Origin of the sequence: Veillonella infantium (assembly GCF_002959895.1) — a bacterium.
In the GTDB taxonomy this organism is placed as follows: domain Bacteria; phylum Bacillota; class Negativicutes; order Veillonellales; family Veillonellaceae; genus Veillonella; species Veillonella infantium.
On record NZ_PPDD01000002.1, the window covers coordinates 18107 to 35825 of the forward strand.

General features: G+C 38.5%; 17 protein-coding genes. All 17 read right to left on the reverse strand.

The features are described 5' to 3' along the window. Nucleotides 1–16: 16 nt before the first annotated feature. The 17 genes from trmFO to VCHSUH03_RS01490 all read right to left on the reverse strand — a co-directional run bounded on the left by trmFO (nucleotide 17) and on the right by VCHSUH03_RS01490 (nucleotide 17499). Nucleotides 17–1333, reverse strand: coding sequence for a methylenetetrahydrofolate--tRNA-(uracil(54)-C(5))-methyltransferase (FADH(2)-oxidizing) TrmFO (gene trmFO / locus VCHSUH03_RS01405; RefSeq protein WP_105093812.1), 1317 nt, complete (start codon nucleotides 1331–1333; stop codon nucleotides 17–19). Next, nucleotides 1326–3716, reverse strand: a complete 2391-nt coding sequence (gene topA, locus VCHSUH03_RS01410) for a type I DNA topoisomerase (RefSeq protein ID WP_105093813.1) — start codon at nucleotides 3714–3716, stop codon at nucleotides 1326–1328. Before topA ends, trmFO begins: the two co-directional genes overlap by 8 nt. Next, on the reverse strand, nucleotides 3706–4932 hold the full coding sequence (gene dprA, locus VCHSUH03_RS01415; protein WP_105093814.1) for a DNA-processing protein DprA: 1227 nt from the start codon (nucleotides 4930–4932) through the stop codon (nucleotides 3706–3708). Before dprA ends, topA begins: the two co-directional genes overlap by 11 nt. Nucleotides 4933–4948: 16 nt before the next feature. Further along, complete coding sequence (locus VCHSUH03_RS01420; protein WP_105093815.1) at nucleotides 4949–6529, reverse strand: YifB family Mg chelatase-like AAA ATPase; 1581 nt, start codon at nucleotides 6527–6529, stop codon at nucleotides 4949–4951. 11 nt (nucleotides 6530–6540) lie between these two features. Continuing rightward, the gene (locus VCHSUH03_RS01425; RefSeq protein WP_105093816.1) at nucleotides 6541–6939 is read right to left on the reverse strand and encodes a YraN family protein; all 399 of its coding nucleotides are present in this window, start codon (nucleotides 6937–6939) and stop codon (nucleotides 6541–6543) included. 224 nt (nucleotides 6940–7163) lie between these two features. Next, on the reverse strand, nucleotides 7164–7961 hold the full coding sequence (locus VCHSUH03_RS01430) for a ribonuclease HII (protein WP_105093817.1): 798 nt from the start codon (nucleotides 7959–7961) through the stop codon (nucleotides 7164–7166). Then, nucleotides 7954–8859, reverse strand: a complete 906-nt coding sequence (gene ylqF / locus VCHSUH03_RS01435; protein ID WP_105093818.1) for a ribosome biogenesis GTPase YlqF — start codon at nucleotides 8857–8859, stop codon at nucleotides 7954–7956. The genes VCHSUH03_RS01430 and ylqF overlap by 8 nt, the downstream gene beginning before the upstream one ends. A gap of 67 nt (nucleotides 8860–8926) precedes the next feature. Continuing rightward, nucleotides 8927–9268, reverse strand: a complete 342-nt coding sequence (gene rplS / locus VCHSUH03_RS01440) for a 50S ribosomal protein L19 (protein WP_005377523.1) — start codon at nucleotides 9266–9268, stop codon at nucleotides 8927–8929. A 131-nt stretch (nucleotides 9269–9399) separates the two neighbouring features. Next, the gene (locus tag VCHSUH03_RS01445) at nucleotides 9400–9786 is read right to left on the reverse strand and encodes a MarR family winged helix-turn-helix transcriptional regulator (RefSeq protein ID WP_005386549.1); all 387 of its coding nucleotides are present in this window, start codon (nucleotides 9784–9786) and stop codon (nucleotides 9400–9402) included. Between the two features lie 167 nt (nucleotides 9787–9953). Further along, a complete protein-coding gene (gene glyS, locus VCHSUH03_RS01450; RefSeq protein WP_105093819.1) occupies nucleotides 9954–12005 on the reverse strand; it encodes a glycine--tRNA ligase subunit beta in 2052 nt (683 codons plus the stop codon). A 1-nt stretch (nucleotide 12006) separates the two neighbouring features. Then, nucleotides 12007–12882 (reverse strand): glycine--tRNA ligase subunit alpha, encoded by an 876-nt coding sequence (gene glyQ, locus VCHSUH03_RS01455; protein ID WP_105093820.1) that lies wholly within the window; start codon nucleotides 12880–12882, stop codon nucleotides 12007–12009. Between the two features lie 521 nt (nucleotides 12883–13403). Continuing rightward, a complete protein-coding gene (locus tag VCHSUH03_RS01460) occupies nucleotides 13404–13757 on the reverse strand; it encodes a WapI family immunity protein (RefSeq protein ID WP_105093821.1) in 354 nt (117 codons plus the stop codon). A gap of 11 nt (nucleotides 13758–13768) precedes the next feature. Beyond that, nucleotides 13769–13996, reverse strand: a complete 228-nt coding sequence (locus VCHSUH03_RS01465; protein ID WP_105093822.1) for a hypothetical protein — start codon at nucleotides 13994–13996, stop codon at nucleotides 13769–13771. 306 nt (nucleotides 13997–14302) lie between these two features. Continuing rightward, nucleotides 14303–14653 carry a hypothetical protein gene (locus tag VCHSUH03_RS01475; RefSeq protein WP_174683253.1) on the reverse strand — a complete coding sequence of 117 codons (351 nt, stop codon included), beginning with the start codon at nucleotides 14651–14653 and terminating at the stop codon, nucleotides 14303–14305. Nucleotides 14654–14789: 136 nt separating this feature from the next. After that, on the reverse strand, nucleotides 14790–16109 hold the full coding sequence (locus tag VCHSUH03_RS01480) for an amidohydrolase (RefSeq protein ID WP_105093825.1): 1320 nt from the start codon (nucleotides 16107–16109) through the stop codon (nucleotides 14790–14792). A gap of 132 nt (nucleotides 16110–16241) precedes the next feature. After that, nucleotides 16242–16703 carry a hypothetical protein gene (locus VCHSUH03_RS01485; RefSeq protein WP_105093826.1) on the reverse strand — a complete coding sequence of 154 codons (462 nt, stop codon included), beginning with the start codon at nucleotides 16701–16703 and terminating at the stop codon, nucleotides 16242–16244. Continuing rightward, nucleotides 16696–17499 (reverse strand): DUF3100 domain-containing protein, encoded by an 804-nt coding sequence (locus VCHSUH03_RS01490; protein WP_105093827.1) that lies wholly within the window; start codon nucleotides 17497–17499, stop codon nucleotides 16696–16698. The genes VCHSUH03_RS01485 and VCHSUH03_RS01490 overlap by 8 nt, the downstream gene beginning before the upstream one ends. Nucleotides 17500–17719: the final 220 nt, after the last annotated feature.

A 17719-nucleotide genomic window follows, 5' to 3' on the forward strand; every position in this document is an offset into this window, starting at 1 on the left:
TATATAAAACCTTGTCTTACAAATTTTCTTTAGCTTTTAATGCATCTAGCTCTTCTAATGCTCGATTAGCAATGAGTGCATTCTTCTCTTTTTTCTTACGTACTTTTTGAGGCCATGGATCCATGATGCCAAAGTTGACATTCATCGGTTGGAAGTTAGACCCTTCGTAGTTAGAAATATAGTGGCTAAGAGAACCAATTGCCGTAGTTTTAGGGAAGTCTATAAATGGACGTTCTTCCAAATAACGATCCACTTGTAAACCTACCATAAGACCACTCGCAGCAGATTCTAAATACCCTTCTACGCCTGTCATTTGACCAGCGAAGAATAGACGTGGTTCCTTTTTAAGTTGGAACGCATGATTCAATAACTCAGGAGAGTTAATATATGTATTGCGGTGCATAACGCCATAACGAACGAATTCAGCATTTTCTAGACCTGGAATCATACCAAACACACGCTTTTGTTCGCCCCATTTTAAATGAGTTTGGAAACCTACCAAGTTAAACATGGTGCCTTCTTTATTCTCCTTACGCAATTGTACTACTGCATAAGATTCCTCATTAGTCCGTTTATCTACTAAGCCAACTGGTTTAAGTGGACCATAGCGTAAAGTGTCTTCCCCACGGCTCGCCATGATTTCAACAGGCATGCAACCTTCAAAGTAGATTTCCTTTTCAAAATCCTTCGGTTGCACGGCTTCAGCCGTAGTGAGCTCACGCCAGAATGCTTTGTATTCCTCTTCTGTCATAGGACAATTAAGGTAATCTGCATCGCCCTTGTCGTAACGAGAAGCGGCAAATACTTTGTCGTAATTCAAAGATTCTGCGGTAACAATAGGAGCTGCTGCATCGTAGAAATAAAAACCTGTTTCACCTGTTAAGGCTTTTATTTTATCGCCTAATGCTTCAGACGTAAGTGGACCAGAAGCCAAAATAACAGTGCCTTCAGCAGGAATCTCCGTCACCTCTTCATGGTGAACTGTGATATTAGGATGACCCTTTACCTTTTTCGTCACCATTTCACTAAATAAATGACGATCAACGGCTAAGGCGCCACCGGCAGGTACAGCAGTTGCATCGGCACATTCCATAATAAGGGAACCTAAACGACGCATTTCTTCTTTTAAAAGACCTACTGCATTTTCAATATTGCCAGCCCGCAAGGAGTTACTACATACGAGCTCTGCAAATTGATCTGTTTGGTGCGCTGGAGAACTCTTTACAGGGCGCATTTCATATAAGTCTACATGAATGCCTCGATTAGCGAGTTGCCAAGCCGCCTCAGAACCTGCTAGGCCCGCACCAATAACAATAACATTTTTATTATTCAACTGTTGTTTCCTCTTTTTTAGCTTTGCTAGACTTTTTAGACTCTTTAGACTCTTTAGATTCTTTTACAGTTTCTTCACTAGCTTCGCTTTTTTTCTTTCTTGTTTTCTTTGGTGGCCTAGTTGGACATGTTTCATTGGAACAGAACTTTTTAGTTGTCCCATTTTTATATGTCTTTTCAACCATAATAGAACCACATGTGTCACAGAAATCATGGGTTGGTTTATCCCATAATGTAAAGTCACATTGTGGGTATCGATTGCAGCCGTAGAATAAACGACCACGACGAGACTTACGTTCTACGATTTCCCCGTCCTTACATTTAGGGCAAGTTACACCTGTACTTACTGTAATAGGTTTAGTATTTTTACATTCTGGGAAATTAGAACATGCTAAGAACTTACCATAGCGACCAAATTTATATACCATTGGACTATTGCAAAGTTCACAGGTTTCATCGCTTTCCATAGATGCAATTTCAATGCGATCTACATCGCTTGCATCTTCTAGCTCTTTAGCAAATACCTCGTAGAAGTCAGATAATACTTTTACATACGTATCTTTACCAGATGCAATAGCATCAAGTTCTTCTTCAAGGTCTCGCGTAAAGCCAGTGTTGATGATTTTTTCAAAGTACGCGATCAAGAAGTCTACTACTACAAAGCCTAACTCTGTTGGAACGAATTGTTTATTCGTATTTTCTACATAGTTACGGCTAACGATTGTATCTAGAATTGGTGCATACGTACTAGGACGACCAATACCGAGTTCTTCCAATGTTTTGATAAGACTCGCCTCAGAGTAACGAGGAGGTGGTTGCGTGAAATGTTGTTCAGGCAATACCTCTACCGTATGGGCTGCATCATTCTTTTTAAGAGCAGGCAATTGAGGAGCATCCTCTTTTTTTGTATCTTCATAAACGGCGCTAAAGCCAGGGAAGATAACACGAGAGCCTGTAGCTTTAAACGTATAATCATTTTGAACAGACAACTCAATCGTTGTAGATTCATTTTGTTGTGGTGCCATTTGGCTCGCCATAAAACGATTCCAAATTAACGTATACAGCTTAAGTTCATCACGACTCAAGAAGGGCTCAACCATTTTAGGTGTGAGCTCAAGAGATGTGGGACGAATTGCTTCATGCGCATCTTGAGCAGAACCCTTAGCACCATACATATTTGGTTTAGACGGATAATAATCTTCACCATAGTTGCGAAGAATATAGTCCTTAGCCATAGCTTGCATCTCTTTAGAGATACGCGTTGAGTCTGTACGCATGTACGTAATCAAACCTACGTGGCCATAGGATCCAATTTCAAGACCTTCGTAAAGATGTTGCGCAATCATCATGGTACGCTTCGCACCAAAGTTCAATTTACGCACACCATCTTGTTGCAACGTAGACGTTGTAAACGGAGGTGCCGCTTTACGAGAACGTTTGCGCTTTTCAATATTTGTCACTACTGCATCGGCTCCGCCAATATCATCTACTACGGCTTGTGCTTCACTTTCAGTAGTAATATCGATTTTCTCGCCTTTGATATGAGTCAGTTCTGCTGTAAAAGCCTCTTTTTTAGGTGTTTCAAAGTTTCCTTCAATAGTCCAATATTCTTGTGGCACGAAAGCTTGAATTTCTCGCTCTCTTTCACAGATAAGTCGAACTGCAACGGATTGCACACGACCTGCGCTGAGGCCTTTACAAACCTTTTTCCATAACAAGGGACTCAATTTATAGCCTACGATACGGTCTAATACACGGCGTGCTTGTTGGGCATCAACCATGTTCATATCGATAGTGCGTGGAGACTCTAAAGCCTCTGCTACGGCATTTTTAGTAATCTCATTGAACGTAATACGACATGTAGATGTAGGATCTACATTTAAAATGTACGCTAAATGCCAAGAAATAGCCTCCCCTTCGCGGTCAGGGTCAGTTGCGAGCAATACGGCACTGCTTTCATCTGCATAAGAAACGAGTTCATCAATAACCTTTTTACGAGTTACCAAATTGCTATAACGAGGCGTGAAATCATGTTCGATATCGATGCCCATTTGAGATTTTGGCAAATCTCGTAAGTGGCCCATACTCGCCTTTACAACATAGTTAGGGCCTAAGAACTTTTCAATTGTTTTAGATTTAGCAGGAGACTCTACGATAACCAATACTTTGCCATCAGGATTATATACGCGTGGTTCACGTTGCTCTGGTGGCACGGAGGTTTGTAGTACAGATTTATCCCGTACAACCCCCATTGGAGTAAGGGATTCTTTAGTAACCTTACGCTTTATGGTAGTACTCTCTTTCTTAGTACTTTTCTTTTTACTATCTTTACTAGTACTAGCTGCTTTTGGCTCGCCAATAACGATTGATCGTTTAATGGACAAGTATATCACTCCTAGTCATATTAATATAGCCTCTCGGCGGATGATTCTCTATAGCCCCTTCCATTTCTAACTCTAGTAATAAGGGCTGCAGTTGTTGTAATGGAATAGAGGTCGCTTTCAAAATATCACTAACAGTGATACATCGATCATGAGGTATTTCGCTTAAGATTAGACTCCTATCCACATTAAAGCTTAACATAGAGAGCCCTTGTGTATCAACACCCTGACCCTGATTCCCTATTTGATTGCTATCTTTTACACCCATTGTATCTCTTTTATTTGGTGATGAAAGTGTTTCTTTAGTACTAAACATATCTCGCAAGGTTAAATGATATTCCTTAACGATGTCCTCATAACCAGTTAATACAAAGGCGCCATTACGCATGAGGAATTTATTGCCATCTGCCGTGTGGTCTAATAAATTACAAGGTACTACAAATACATCCCGACCTTCGCTAACAGCCATATCCGCCGTAATCAATGAACCACTACTTCCTTTTGCCTCTACTACGATTACACCTCTACTAAGGCCACTAATGATACGATTTCGAGCAGGAAAATGTTTAGCAGATGGTGGCGTACCAGGTGGGTATTCAGATACAAGTAAACCTTTGTTTTCTAAGATTCGGTCAAATAATTTTGTATTCTCTCGAGGATATGCTATATCTAAGCCACACCCCATGACTACAATACCATACCCCTGACTCGCTAACAGTCCTTCATGACCATGTGCATCGATACCTCTTGCGCCACCACTGACGATAATAGTGCTGTATTTACCAAGCTCTTTACCTAGCATTCTCGCCACATTACGGCCGTACAAGGAACACCGCCGTGCCCCTACAAGGGCAATCCGATTTAACCGTTTATCTAAAAGGGCTCTATTACCTCGCATAAACAATATAGCCGGTGGATTATAGATATGGTTCAAAATAGATGGAAAATCTTTATCTAAAAAGGTAGTAAAATCCATCTTATATTCGTCAATTTTATGAATTATATAATCTAACTTTTCATCCTTTGCCGATGATGCTATAGCACGTTTATCAGCGTTAGGAATATGTGTGTAAGGCTTTAAATTTTCAACCTTCTTAACGGCATCCCAAGCATCATAGGGCGACCCAAAATCCTCTATGAAACGCCGTACATGTGTAGCTCCAACATTATATAAACTTTGCAAGCCTGCAATATAAATAGTATCATCGTATCTAGTCATCTTTTCACCTATTTACCTATTTACCTGTTCTAAACAACATAGCCTCAGAAATATGATGAGGCTCCACTTGTGGGTTTCCTTCAAGGTCAGCTATAGTACGGGCTACCTTTAATATGCGATCAAAGGCACGTCCACTTAAATGAAAGTGGTCAAATATATTACCTAAAACACTCCAAGACTTATAGGTAATATTACATAACTCACCTATAGCCTTATGAGGTACAGCTCCATTAGAGTTAAACTCTAAGCCTTCATAACGTTTTTCTTGCAAAGCAGTTGCCATAATCACTTGTTGTCTCATGCTTTCACTTGTCATGGTAGACGTGGAATGATCTAATAATTGTTCTAATGTAGGCCTTTCAACGGGAATATGTAAATCAATACGGTCCATAATAGGCCCCGATAGTCGTTGCTGATAGTTTTTGACCATCGTTTCAGAACATATGCATTCCCTATGGGGATCATGATAGTAACCACAGGGACATGGATTTGCAGCCAATATACAAATAAAATTTGCCGGATATATATAATTGCCTTGAGACCTGTTGATAGTAATTGTGCGAGACTCTAATGGTTGCCTTAGAGCATCAATAACTTGACGCTGAAACTCTGGTGCTTCATCCATAAATAAAACACCTCCATGAGCAAGTGTGACTTCTCCAGGGCGTCCTTGTATACCTCCACCCACCATACTCGCCAAAGTCGCCGTATGATGTGGATGCCTAAAAGGCCTATTTCTAACGAGTCCATTATCACCGAGTAAACCGATCACATCTTGTATACGACTGACCTCAACCATTTCATTCCAAGACATCGGTGGCAATATGGTAGGTAATCGTTCGGCCATCATCGTTTTACCACCACCGGGAGGACCTATCATAATACAATGATGATGACCTGCAGCACTAATGAGCATGGCGCGTTTACCAAGCTCTTGACCTTGTACATCACCAAAATCTACATCATACGTAGTATTATGGTTTTTATTATCCATCGTATCTGTTAATATCTCATCTTGATTTTTCCCTATTTTTACCTTTTTGGAAGTTGAAATAGATTTAGATTTAACCTGATTTTCTAAGACGGTAATAATATTTTGTAATGAAGACTCGCCATATATAGTAAGATTTGGAATAGCTTTTAGATTATATCCATTTTCTACGCTTGTATATATAGTAGAATAATTAGCTTCTAACCCTGCCAATGACATCGCCAAGGTGCCAAAGGTCGGTAGCAGTGAACCATCTAAGGATAGCTCACCCATAAATAGACATCTATTCAATAAAGCTGAAATATTAGCTTTACGCCCTTTTAACTGCCCCGATGCAACGAGAATCCCTAGAGCAATCGCTAAATCGAGTCCTGCGCTACTTTTACGAATCGTAGCAGGTGCTAGGTTTACTACGATACGCCTCATAGGGAAGTCATATCCACTATTTTTAATAGCAGCCCTCACACGTTCACGAGCTTCTTTTACGGACTGATTTGGTAATCCTACGATATCAAAGACAGGTAACCCCTGCGATATATCGACCTCAACCGTAATAACACATCCATCTATACCATGTAAGGTGGCTCCATATAGTTTTGCATACATAGGTAACCTCTCTAAAAGCACTGCGGCAAATAATGAATGGAACTTTGAAAGTCTTCATGCAAGTACACTTCGATTACATCAAAAGATAACTCTTTCCAGCGCCGTCTTTTCTGATGTAGATCATAGAGAAATAACATGGCTGCCCGTTTAATATGCTTCTGTTTCTTCTTTGTGACCGCCTCTCGAGCCAATCCATGCTGCATTCCACGACGGGCTTTAATTTCAATAAAGTGATACACTAAATCACGTTTAGCAATGATATCAATTTCACCTAATTTAGTTCGATAATTCGTATCTACTACGGTAAGGCCTATTTTTTCTATATATTTAATGGCCACCCGTTCCCCCCATTTTCCCAGTTCCTTGGAATCGAGTTCATTGAATGCTTTACCTGTACTAATCGTTTTCATATATACCTCCTATTTACGTGTAGTAACTACAATAATTTATAGAATAGTTATCACTCAATCTACATCTAAACTTTCAACAGGTAACACTTACTTGTAGCGTAGAATATGGCGACTGTAAAAGTAAATAGAAAAGAGGTTCCTAATAGTCACATCGGTGACCAATAGGAACCTCTTTACGGTTATAAACTATATACAATTTGTATAATAAATCTACCTTACTATAATCACTCAGGTTTAACCCAACGTACGATAGATTTAATAGGTTCAAAGCTCTTGCGATGTAATGGTGTTACACCTTGTTGTTCAACAGCTTCTTTATGTAACTCCGTATAATAGCCTTTATGAATACCAAATCCATAACCAGGGTATTCGTCATCAAGGCTCTTCATATATCGATCTCGCGTAACCTTTGCTATGATGGATGCAGCCGCAATATTAGCGCTTTTACTATCACCTTTAATGATAGATTCCACAGGAATCGTTAAATCAGGCAATTTCATAGCATCGGCTACTACTGCTTCCGCTGGTACGCTGAGAGTTCGAATCGCCTCATACATCGCTTGTCGCGTTGCTTCGTAGATATTGAGTTCATCAATCTTTTCTGGACCGTAGGAAATACAGCTCACGGCTACGGCTTCTTTCATGATGATATCGTAGAGGGCTTCACGCTTTTCTTCAGTTAGCTTTTTAGAGTCATTTAAACCAGGAATCAATGTCATAGGTGGCAATATAACGGCAGCTACCGTTACAGGCCCCGCAATAGGGCCACGACCTACCTCATCGACACCAGCTACATGATACATACCTTGATCATAGAACATGCCTTCATAGTCATACATACTCATCAAACGTTGTTGTTCTTTTAGCTCTTTTTCTTGACGCTTAATGTAAGAAGCAGCCAATTTTTGTACAGAACTACGATCGTCCTCTTGGGCTAAAGACAAAATCTCTAAGGCTTGTTCAGTTTCAAAAAGAGCTTTTATATCTGCCACTTTTAATTTACTAAATGTATCCTTATCCATTTTGCGGGTCCTCACCGTTTTCAGGATAGTATGGTTCTTCATCAACTTTATCGAGAGTAATTGTACCTAGTTTAGTATTGCGGTAGTCTTGCAAGATAATGCGGCGAGCTTTATCAAAATCTACTACGCCACCACTAACGAGACAACCACGACGACGACCGATGCTTTCAAGAATAGTATCCACATCTGTCATCTCTTCTTCTTTTAATTTATAACGTTCAACCAAAATATTTGGTGTATTCGTCAATAAGTGATTAATTAGCTGTTTAATAACATGCTCTAAGTCGTACACATCATCAGAAACAGCACCCGTCATAGCAAGGCGAGCCGCTGCGCGTTGGTCCTCTAATTTAGGCCATAATACGCCTGGTGTATCGAGCAATTCAAGGTTCTTACCAATTTTAACCCATTGTTGACCACGTGTATGACCAGCCTTGTTAGCTGTACGTGTTGCTGCAGAGCCAGCTAAGGAGTTAATTAACGTAGATTTACCTACATTAGGAATACCTAAAATAATAGTACGTACAGAACGACTACGAATGCCTTTTGCTACCCAACGATCGATGATAGGCTTGCTCAAACGCTCTACAGTAGATATTAACTTCTTATTACCCTTGCCAGACTTAGAATCAATAGCCAATACCGTAATGCCTTGTTTAGTAAAGAATTCAGTCCATTCCTTTGTAGCTTTAGGATCTGCTAAATCTACTTTATTTAACAGTACGATATGAGGTTTCTGACCAACCAGCTCTGTGATTACAGGGTTTGCACTAGAACGAGGAATACGCGCATCTAGTAACTCGATAACTACATCTACCTTTTTGATATACTCCGTAATCATACGTGTAGCTTTCGCCATATGCCCAGGGAACCAATGTACAATAGGTGAATCTGCCATAGTATTTCCTTTCATATCTAAATTTTAGCAAAAATAAAAGGCTGCCAACGGCAGCCTTTTATGAACATTAGCGTTTTTCGCGAATACGAGCAGCTTTACCAGTAAGGTTACGTAAGTAGTACAATTTAGCACGACGAACAACACCACGACGCATAACTTCGATTTTAGCTAAGCGTGGGCTGTGAAGTGGGAATGTACGTTCTACACCTACACCGGATGCAATACGACGAACTGTGAAAGTTTCACGTACGCCACCGTTTTGACGTTTAATTACCAAACCTTCGAATACTTGGATACGTTCACGAGAACCTTCCACTACTTTTACGTGTACGCGAACTGTGTCACCAGCGCGGAAAGTAGGGATGTCTGTACGAAGTTGTTCTTGTTCAAGTACGTTAATAATGTTCATTGTTTCCTCCTGTTTGCAGACATTCAATACCTACACCTTATAGGCAGCGGACTGTCTCAAATTAACAGAAATATATTATCATAAATCACGTACTGTTCGCAAGTATTTTCTATATAATTTTGAGAAACTAATTATTTACTTAAAATTGGACGCTTTAACTTACCTAACAAGCGGTATAAATCATCTTTTTCATCATCAGAAAAATCAGAAAATAGTACATTAAGAAATTGGTCATATGAATGTAATAATGACTTACCTAATCGTTTCCCCTCTTCAGTAAGCCCTACTACGGAAATTCGTTTATCCATATAATCGATATGCTTTGTTACATACCCTAATTCAATAAGAATATCGGTCTGCTCTGATACTGTAGCAGGACGCATATTAAGAGCATCTACTAATTGTTTTTGAGATGCCCCTTCAGATCGCATATATAATTCTATAATTATTTTATCACGAGACTTTTCTTTACCATTTGGCACCTTACATAAGGCTTTATATAATTCATCATGATTCATGACAGTTATCTCCTCATACAACTTTGTATATTATAAGATATTCGCCATAGTCTCAAAAAATCCTGCATAAAATTTGTATATTCTTCGTAAAAGCAAAAAGAGGTACCAATGGTACCTCTTCTTTCATATATTACTGTAAAAGTTTTATCTATCTTTTACCCAATATATTATTTTAATGCACTAATGTCGCCGATAATAGCCATTACACTATAAGCTAAACGAACGAGTTGTAAACGGTTAGCTTTAATAGCTTCATCTTTGTCCATAACCATTACATCTTCAAAGAATTTGTTGATGGCTGGAACTAAAGTAGCAGGAACCGCTACAACTGCAGTGTAATCATTTGCTTCCCATGCAGCAAGGCTTGCTTCGGAAGCTTTAGAAGCAGCTTCGAATAATGCTTTTTCAGCATCTTCTTTCAATAAGTCGCTATTAACACCTGTATATTCCACATCTTTTACAAGATTGTACATACGAGTATAAGCTTGAACAAGCTCAACATTTTCATCGATGCGATTTGCTAACAATGCATTTACAAGACCTTCAGCATCAGCAACGGACAATTCGTTGTTGGACAACAATAAGTCGATAACATGATGAGGTACTTCGCGATCAAGGAAGATGTTTTTCAAACGAAGTGTGAAGAACTCTTCAACTTGGTTAAGCAATTCTTCTTGTTTGTCAGCAGCTACATTCAATAATTCCATAGATGCTTTGAAGATTGGACGCAAGCTAATATTCCATTCGCTACCAAGCAAGATGTTCAAGATACCAATTGTTTGACGACGCAATGCATATGGATCTTGAGAACCTGTAGGGATTAAGCCACGGCTGAAAGTAGCAACGATGTTATCAACTTTATCGATGATGGACAATACTTTACCTGCTTCTGTTTGAGGCAATACATCGCCTGCAAAGCGTGGTAAATATTGTTCGAAAATAGCTTCTGCTACCTCAGGAGATTCACCATCGAGCAATGCGTACTCTTTACCCATTACACCTTGTAATTCAGTGAACTCTGTAACCATACCAGTTGTAAGGTCAGTTTTAGCAAGCTCTGTAGCACGTTCTAATACAACAGCTGCATCTTCGTGCAAGCCACATTCTTCACCAAATACACGGCCCAATTTAAGTAAACGTTCAGTTTTATCTGCTAAGTTACCAAGACCTTCTTGGAATACGATTTTAGTCAAACCATCTTGACGGTCGATAAGAGGTTTTTTGCGGTCTTCGTTAAAGAAGAATTTAGCATCATCAAGACGTGCGCGCAATACACGTTCGTTACCAGCTTGAACTACTTCGATGGAATGATCGGAACCGTTACGAACTGTTAAAAACATTGGCAATAATTTGCCCTCTTGGTCAACCAATGGGAAATAACGTTGATGGTCTTTCATTGGAGTAATGATAGCTGCATCAGGAAGTGCCAAGTAGGACTCTTCAAAGCCGCCGCACAATGCTGTAGGCCATTCAACAAGATAGTTGATTTCTTCTAACAAATCATCATCCCAAACGATAGATGCATTTTTAGAAGCTGCAATATCATGTAATTGTTTGGAGATCAACTCACGACGTGCGTCTTGATCAACCATAACAAAGTTTTCTTTTAATGTGTCTACATAGGATGCTGCATTTTTGATAGTGATTTCATCAGCACCTAAGAAGCGATGACCACGTGTTACATTACCAGATTTTACAGTAGCAAATTCTACAGGAATTACGTCTTCATCAAGTAATGCTACAAGCCAACGTACAGGACGTACGAATTTAGCATCTAAATTGCCCCAATGCATAGATTTAGGGAAGTTAAGACCTGTTATCAATTGTGGCAACATGTCTGTAACAATATCTTTTGCAGGTACGCCTGCCGTTTTAGTTTCAGCGTAAATATAGCCGTCTTCTACAACGAGATCAGCTACATCAAGACCTTTACCACGAGCAAAGCCGATAGCTGCTTTTGTAGCATTGCCGTCAGCATCGTATGCGATGGATGCAGAAGGGCCTTTATGGCGTTCACTGATTTCAGCAGATGTATCAGCAAGACCTTTAACGATAAGAGCCAAACGACGTGGTGTACCGTATGTTGCGATGCTTTCAAAAGGAAGATGGGCATCATTTAGTTTTGTTTCAGCCAATGTTTTCAATTGACCTAAGATATTTGGCATAAAGCCGGCAGGAATTTCTTCTGCACCGATTTCAAATAATAAATCCTTTGCCATCTTATTTATCTCCTTTCAAAAGTGGGAATCCTAATTCTTCGCGTTTAGCGAGGTATTGTTGCGCACAAATACGAGCTAATGCACGTACGCGGCCGATGAAAGCCGTACGTTCGCTGATGGAAATAGCGCCACGAGAATCAAGCAAGTTGAATGTGTGGGAACATTTCAAAACATAATCATAAGCTGGTAATACATACCCTGCGCCGCAAACGCGTTTTGCTTCTGCTTCGTACATATCAAACAATTTGAAAAGCATATCTGTATCAGCTAATTCAAAGTTATATACGGATTGCTCAACTTCGTTAGCATGCCAAACATCGCCGTATGTAACGTTTTCATTCCATTTAAGATCATATACGTTTTCTACGCCTTGAATGTACATAGCTAAACGTTCTAAACCATATGTAATTTCTACGGAAACTGGTTTGCAATCGATGGAACCAACTTGTTGGAAATATGTAAACTGCGTTACTTCCATACCGTCGAGCCATACTTCCCAACCAAGGCCCCAAGCACCTAATGTTGGAGATTCCCAGTTATCCTCTACAAAACGGATATCGTGATCTTCAGCGTGAATACCAAGTGTTGCCAAGGATTGTAAGTATAATTCTTGGATGTTATCAGGAGATGGTTTCACAATAACTTGGAATTGATGATGTTGGAACAAACGGTTAGGGTTATCACCATAACGACCGTCTGCTGGACGACGAGAAGGCTCTACATAACATACAGCCCATGGTTCAGGACCAATAGCATGCAAGAATGTAGCAGGGTTCATTGTACCTGCACCCTTTTCGATGTCATATGGATTTTGAACGATACAACCTTGATCGCTCCAGAATTTTTGTAGATTTAAAATAATCTCTTGAAATGTCATTGCTGCCTCCACTTTACACAACCGACATAAAATCAACCATTTCGTTACAAACAAAAAAGTCCCTGTAACGAAAAACGTTACAGGGACGAGTATACCCGCGGTTCCACCCTATTTGGCTTGCGCCCTCTTTTTTCTATGTTGGCCTTTACTAACAGATACCTGCGTTCCTGCCAATGCTCTACAGCGCCTTCAACCAAATGTGAGCTTACACCATCCTCACTCGCTAGAGAGGTTTACTACTCTGCTTCATCGCATATATTATACACAATATTGTAGCAATACAGGGGGATGAATGTCAACACAGATATAAATTAACGGGAATTAATAAAAGTACTTTACATATAAGAATTTAATAATTAAAAGAACAACACTACCACAACCTAGTATACGTTGCCAATTACTCATATCTGCATAGAATATTAATATATTCATCATATGGATACTTAAAATTAGAGAGTTTGCTAATCACAAATTTATTAACTTTATAAAGAAAATTGTAATTGCTTTAAAGTCAACATTTTTTATCTACTTAACTGTTTTAACTGTTGAAGAATTATGGGAAGCATTGTTTGATCTGTATACATTAATAATTTTACAAAATTATCATTCCACGATCCTCCTAATTGTGCTGAAATTTCTAAATGTCCATATTTCTTAAATTGTGCTTTTACATAGTCATCAGAATGTTCATAATTTATTAAAAACTCCCCTTCCAACTCCACATACATCTTTTCAATATCACAAATTAATTTCTCATAGTCACTAATCATTATGCCAAAGTTAGTCCTACCTGAAAAATCCCCTGCCTTCATATAGACAGAAAACTTATACCAATCATCAAATTTTTCTATCAAATCAATTTTTATATCATTCATTAGAACACCTCTTATTTAAATTTGAAATCATCAAATTGTTGCGTATTTTTGTTATAAACATAGTGTATCTCAACACCATTAACATTTTTAGCCATCTTGACCCAACCCAATTCACCAGGCCATCTTTTATAAGTCATCGGAATTGGAAGTTGTTTAGCGCCACGATAATCATATATTATTTTTCCCATAATAGAGAATAATAGAATCAAAAAGATCAAATAAAATGCTAGCTGTATCATTTATCCAAACCTCAAGTTTTGAATTAATACTATTTATATGCCTAAAATTGCCTTCAATATGCCAAAGAATATTACCCAACAAACGAAAAATGCTCCATAGAAATCATAATGGATTTCGGCACCGGTCATATAATCATATCCCATACTATATATAAGAGAAATTAAATTGAATAATGCAAATGCATAGAAAAATATTTTTTTAATAGTAACCATTTTAATTTTCACCTAAAAAACAAAAAATAAATTTAATAATATTATATTTACTACATACAGTATTATTTCTTTCATAATATTAATTATAGATTTTTAAACCTGATGTAAAGCTAATAAATCAACATCGTTATAAACTAATGTCAATAAATTATAGTTTTGATCTATTGAAAATGTTCCTTTAAGGCCGCCTGCATCAACAAATGAGTAAGTACTATCATCAATTTTATAGAATTTACTTTCTAAGGGTACAAAATATTTGTCTAATGCTAATCCGACCTTCTCTGCCTCTTCTTCAGAACACCCTAAAACATCTCGTACACGTTTAAAGTATGGCTTGTGAACATTTTCTATTCTGTCTTCTATTATTTTATTTGTTTTTTTATATGTCTTAAATCTATAGATTAGATACAAGATAGCAAGTAGTAAAGCAATATTCTCTTTCATAATCGCCTCTAAAATATACTAATTTTCCTTATATAATATATGAGAATATAAAGTTAAATGAACCATTATAGTTATATAAATAAATTGTAAACCACCTACCAAAGATAATCAATTCATCTTCGATAGGTGGTTTATTTTATTCACCCTTAGCAATTCGATCTAAGAGTTCAATATAGCTTTGTGTATTTAATGCTGGTGTAAAGTTGTCTAATACGTCTTTAGCACCTGCTGCGTCATCATATAATAAGTCTACGATTGTCATAGCCAAGGCTTGTGCTGTTTTAATGTACGCTACATCAGGTACAGAGATTTCGTATTCTGCACTGTGTAGTACACCACTGATACAGCCAACCCATGGATGGATAACCGGCATCAAGTGAGATACGTCCCCCATGTCTGTACTAGCCGTAATATGTGGACCTTGGTATACATTGGCTTCACCAAAGATAGGATTTGAATTTTCTCGTAATAGAGCATTCATACGTTCATCATTACGCATCGGTAAATAACCAGGTAGGTCTTTGATAACACATGTAGCTCCTACTGCATCACCACCAGCTTTTAAGGCTCTGTTAACACGATGGTTACCATCTACAATAGCTTGAATATTAGAGGCACGCACATAGCTTTCAACTTGAACATAATCCGGCACACAGTTAACCAATGTACCTCCTTGATTAATGATTGGGTGGAATCTGAAGTAGTCGCTTTCTTTGAAAGTTTCACGAATGGAGTTAACCCCCATAACGCCCATCAAAGCAGCATTAAGAGCATTAATGCCTTCATGAGGTGCTTGAGCGGCATGAGCTACCTTGCCGTGATATTCAATCAGTTTTGATACAAAACCATTGGATGTACTACCAAGCCCCATTTCACCAGCTGGAGTTTTGGCAGTCTCCACATGCATTTGCATAGCCATATCGATATCATCAAAAGCACCTTCATAGATAAGCTGTTGCTTGCCGCCCATATATTTCAGTTTTCCTTGTTCACGCAATTTATTGCGGTAATCAATTTCAATCATTTCCTCTGCTGGAACAGCAAATAATACGACATCCCCACCGAGTTGATCCATCACAGCTTGTAAGCCCATAGCGACAGCAAACATATTGGTAATTTGTACATTATGACCACAGCAATGAGCAGCCCCTGTTAAATCATCAGCTCGAGGATGGCGAGGACAGAGAATCGCATCTAATTCCCCCACCATGGCAACCGTATATTTACTATCTCGGCCATTCATTCTACCTTTTACACCTGTTAATGCATGCCCTGTAGTATAAGAAATGCCAAGTTCATCAAACATAGCTTGAACCTTCTTAGAGGTTTTCACCTCTTTAAAACCCAATTCAGGTTCAGCCATAATAGATTCAGCCAATTCTCGTAAACGCGGTTGTGCATCAACAATAGCTTTACAAACACGTTGTTTTACTTCTTCCTTTGTCATACGGCTCATAATATCTCCTTTATAAAATCGACCGTATAAAATACGGTCGATCATGTCATCATGATGTATAGATATCTTCTAAAATATAAATCTATAATTATATCTTAACATAATTTAGACATCTAACATTATGATTTAGTATTAAATTAAACCTTCTAAGTGAAGTACTAATTGGGCTAATGCTGTTGCACAGATGAAAGTACCTGCTGTTACAGCTAGTGCAACAGGAATAATGCGCCAAGATAAGCGACGGAATGCACCAAGGTCTTTCCCTAAGGATAAACCTGCATAAGCAAGTACTGGTGTTGTAGTAGCAAGGAATGTAACTTGGCTAGTTTTAGCTATAATCCATTCTTGACCAGGCATACCTGGTAAGGATGCAACAACACCGACTAAGGAAACCCAGAATACCATAGGCAATTTATTTGCATATGGCAAGTAAGAAATCATAGCCCCAATAGTAGCAAGACATGCTAATACGGCAACGCCGATTAAGCTGTCCCCAAATAGGTGTTTACCGTCCATTACGTTACCTACTGCAGTAATGATAGCAGCAATACAAATAACGATGACAAATTGTGTAATTTTTTCGCTTTTACTCATGATTTGCTGCCTCCTCTGCTAAATCTTGTTCACGTGTACGACCAGTAAAGAAGTTGTAAGCTTTTTCCATTACCGGTAAGGAAATAAATAGGCCGAAGTATACGCCTAATACTGTAGTCAACAAGTTTGCAGCCCCAGCAAGAGCCATAATTTGTTGTTCATAATCTGGATATACTGCAATGATTGGAGCCGTAGCTGCAGCCATCATACTAGCACTACCTACACCAGCACCCATAGCTAATGCCAATGGATGGAACCAACCAGATTGTGCCAACATACCAGCCAATACGGAGGACCACATAGCGCCAATAAGAACACCACAGATGTACATGCCCATAACACCACGGCCCTCAGGAGAGCTAAAGCCAAATTTGTCGATAATAATCGCTACGTTCGGCTCACGGTCTACGGAATAACAAGCACCTACTGCTTCTCGACGCATACCAACTAATAATGCTACAGGTAAACCAAATACAATAGTACCAAAGAAATGACCAAGCTCTTGTAATAACAATGCCCAGCCAGCACTTGTAAGAATACCAAGATTTGGACCAATACCTAAACCTACTTTTACCATCAAGATCATAACGGCAATACCGATATAATCGGCAGATTTTTCCATCTGTTTAATGGTTAGGATTTTAAACTTAGGAATAGAAATTAATAAACCTAGAATCAATGTGTACAATAATGGCAATAATACAACAGGACCTAGTTTTTTTATGCCTATAAATTCAGCGACTACAGTTAACACGAGCGCTAGAAAATGTATTTTGAGATTTCCCAAAAGCTGCATAATGACCTCCTATAAAAACATATAATATAACATTGTTATATTATAAATAATTGTTATTAAAAGTGTCAACTACAGATGTACAATTGTCTATCAGTATTATATTTTTCATACGTATCTTGAGATACAGAAAATATATAGTAGTTATGCTTACTGGAAAATGATATCTCCATTTAACATCTCATAACATGTAAAAAAGGCAGTTTGATTTCTCAAACTGCCT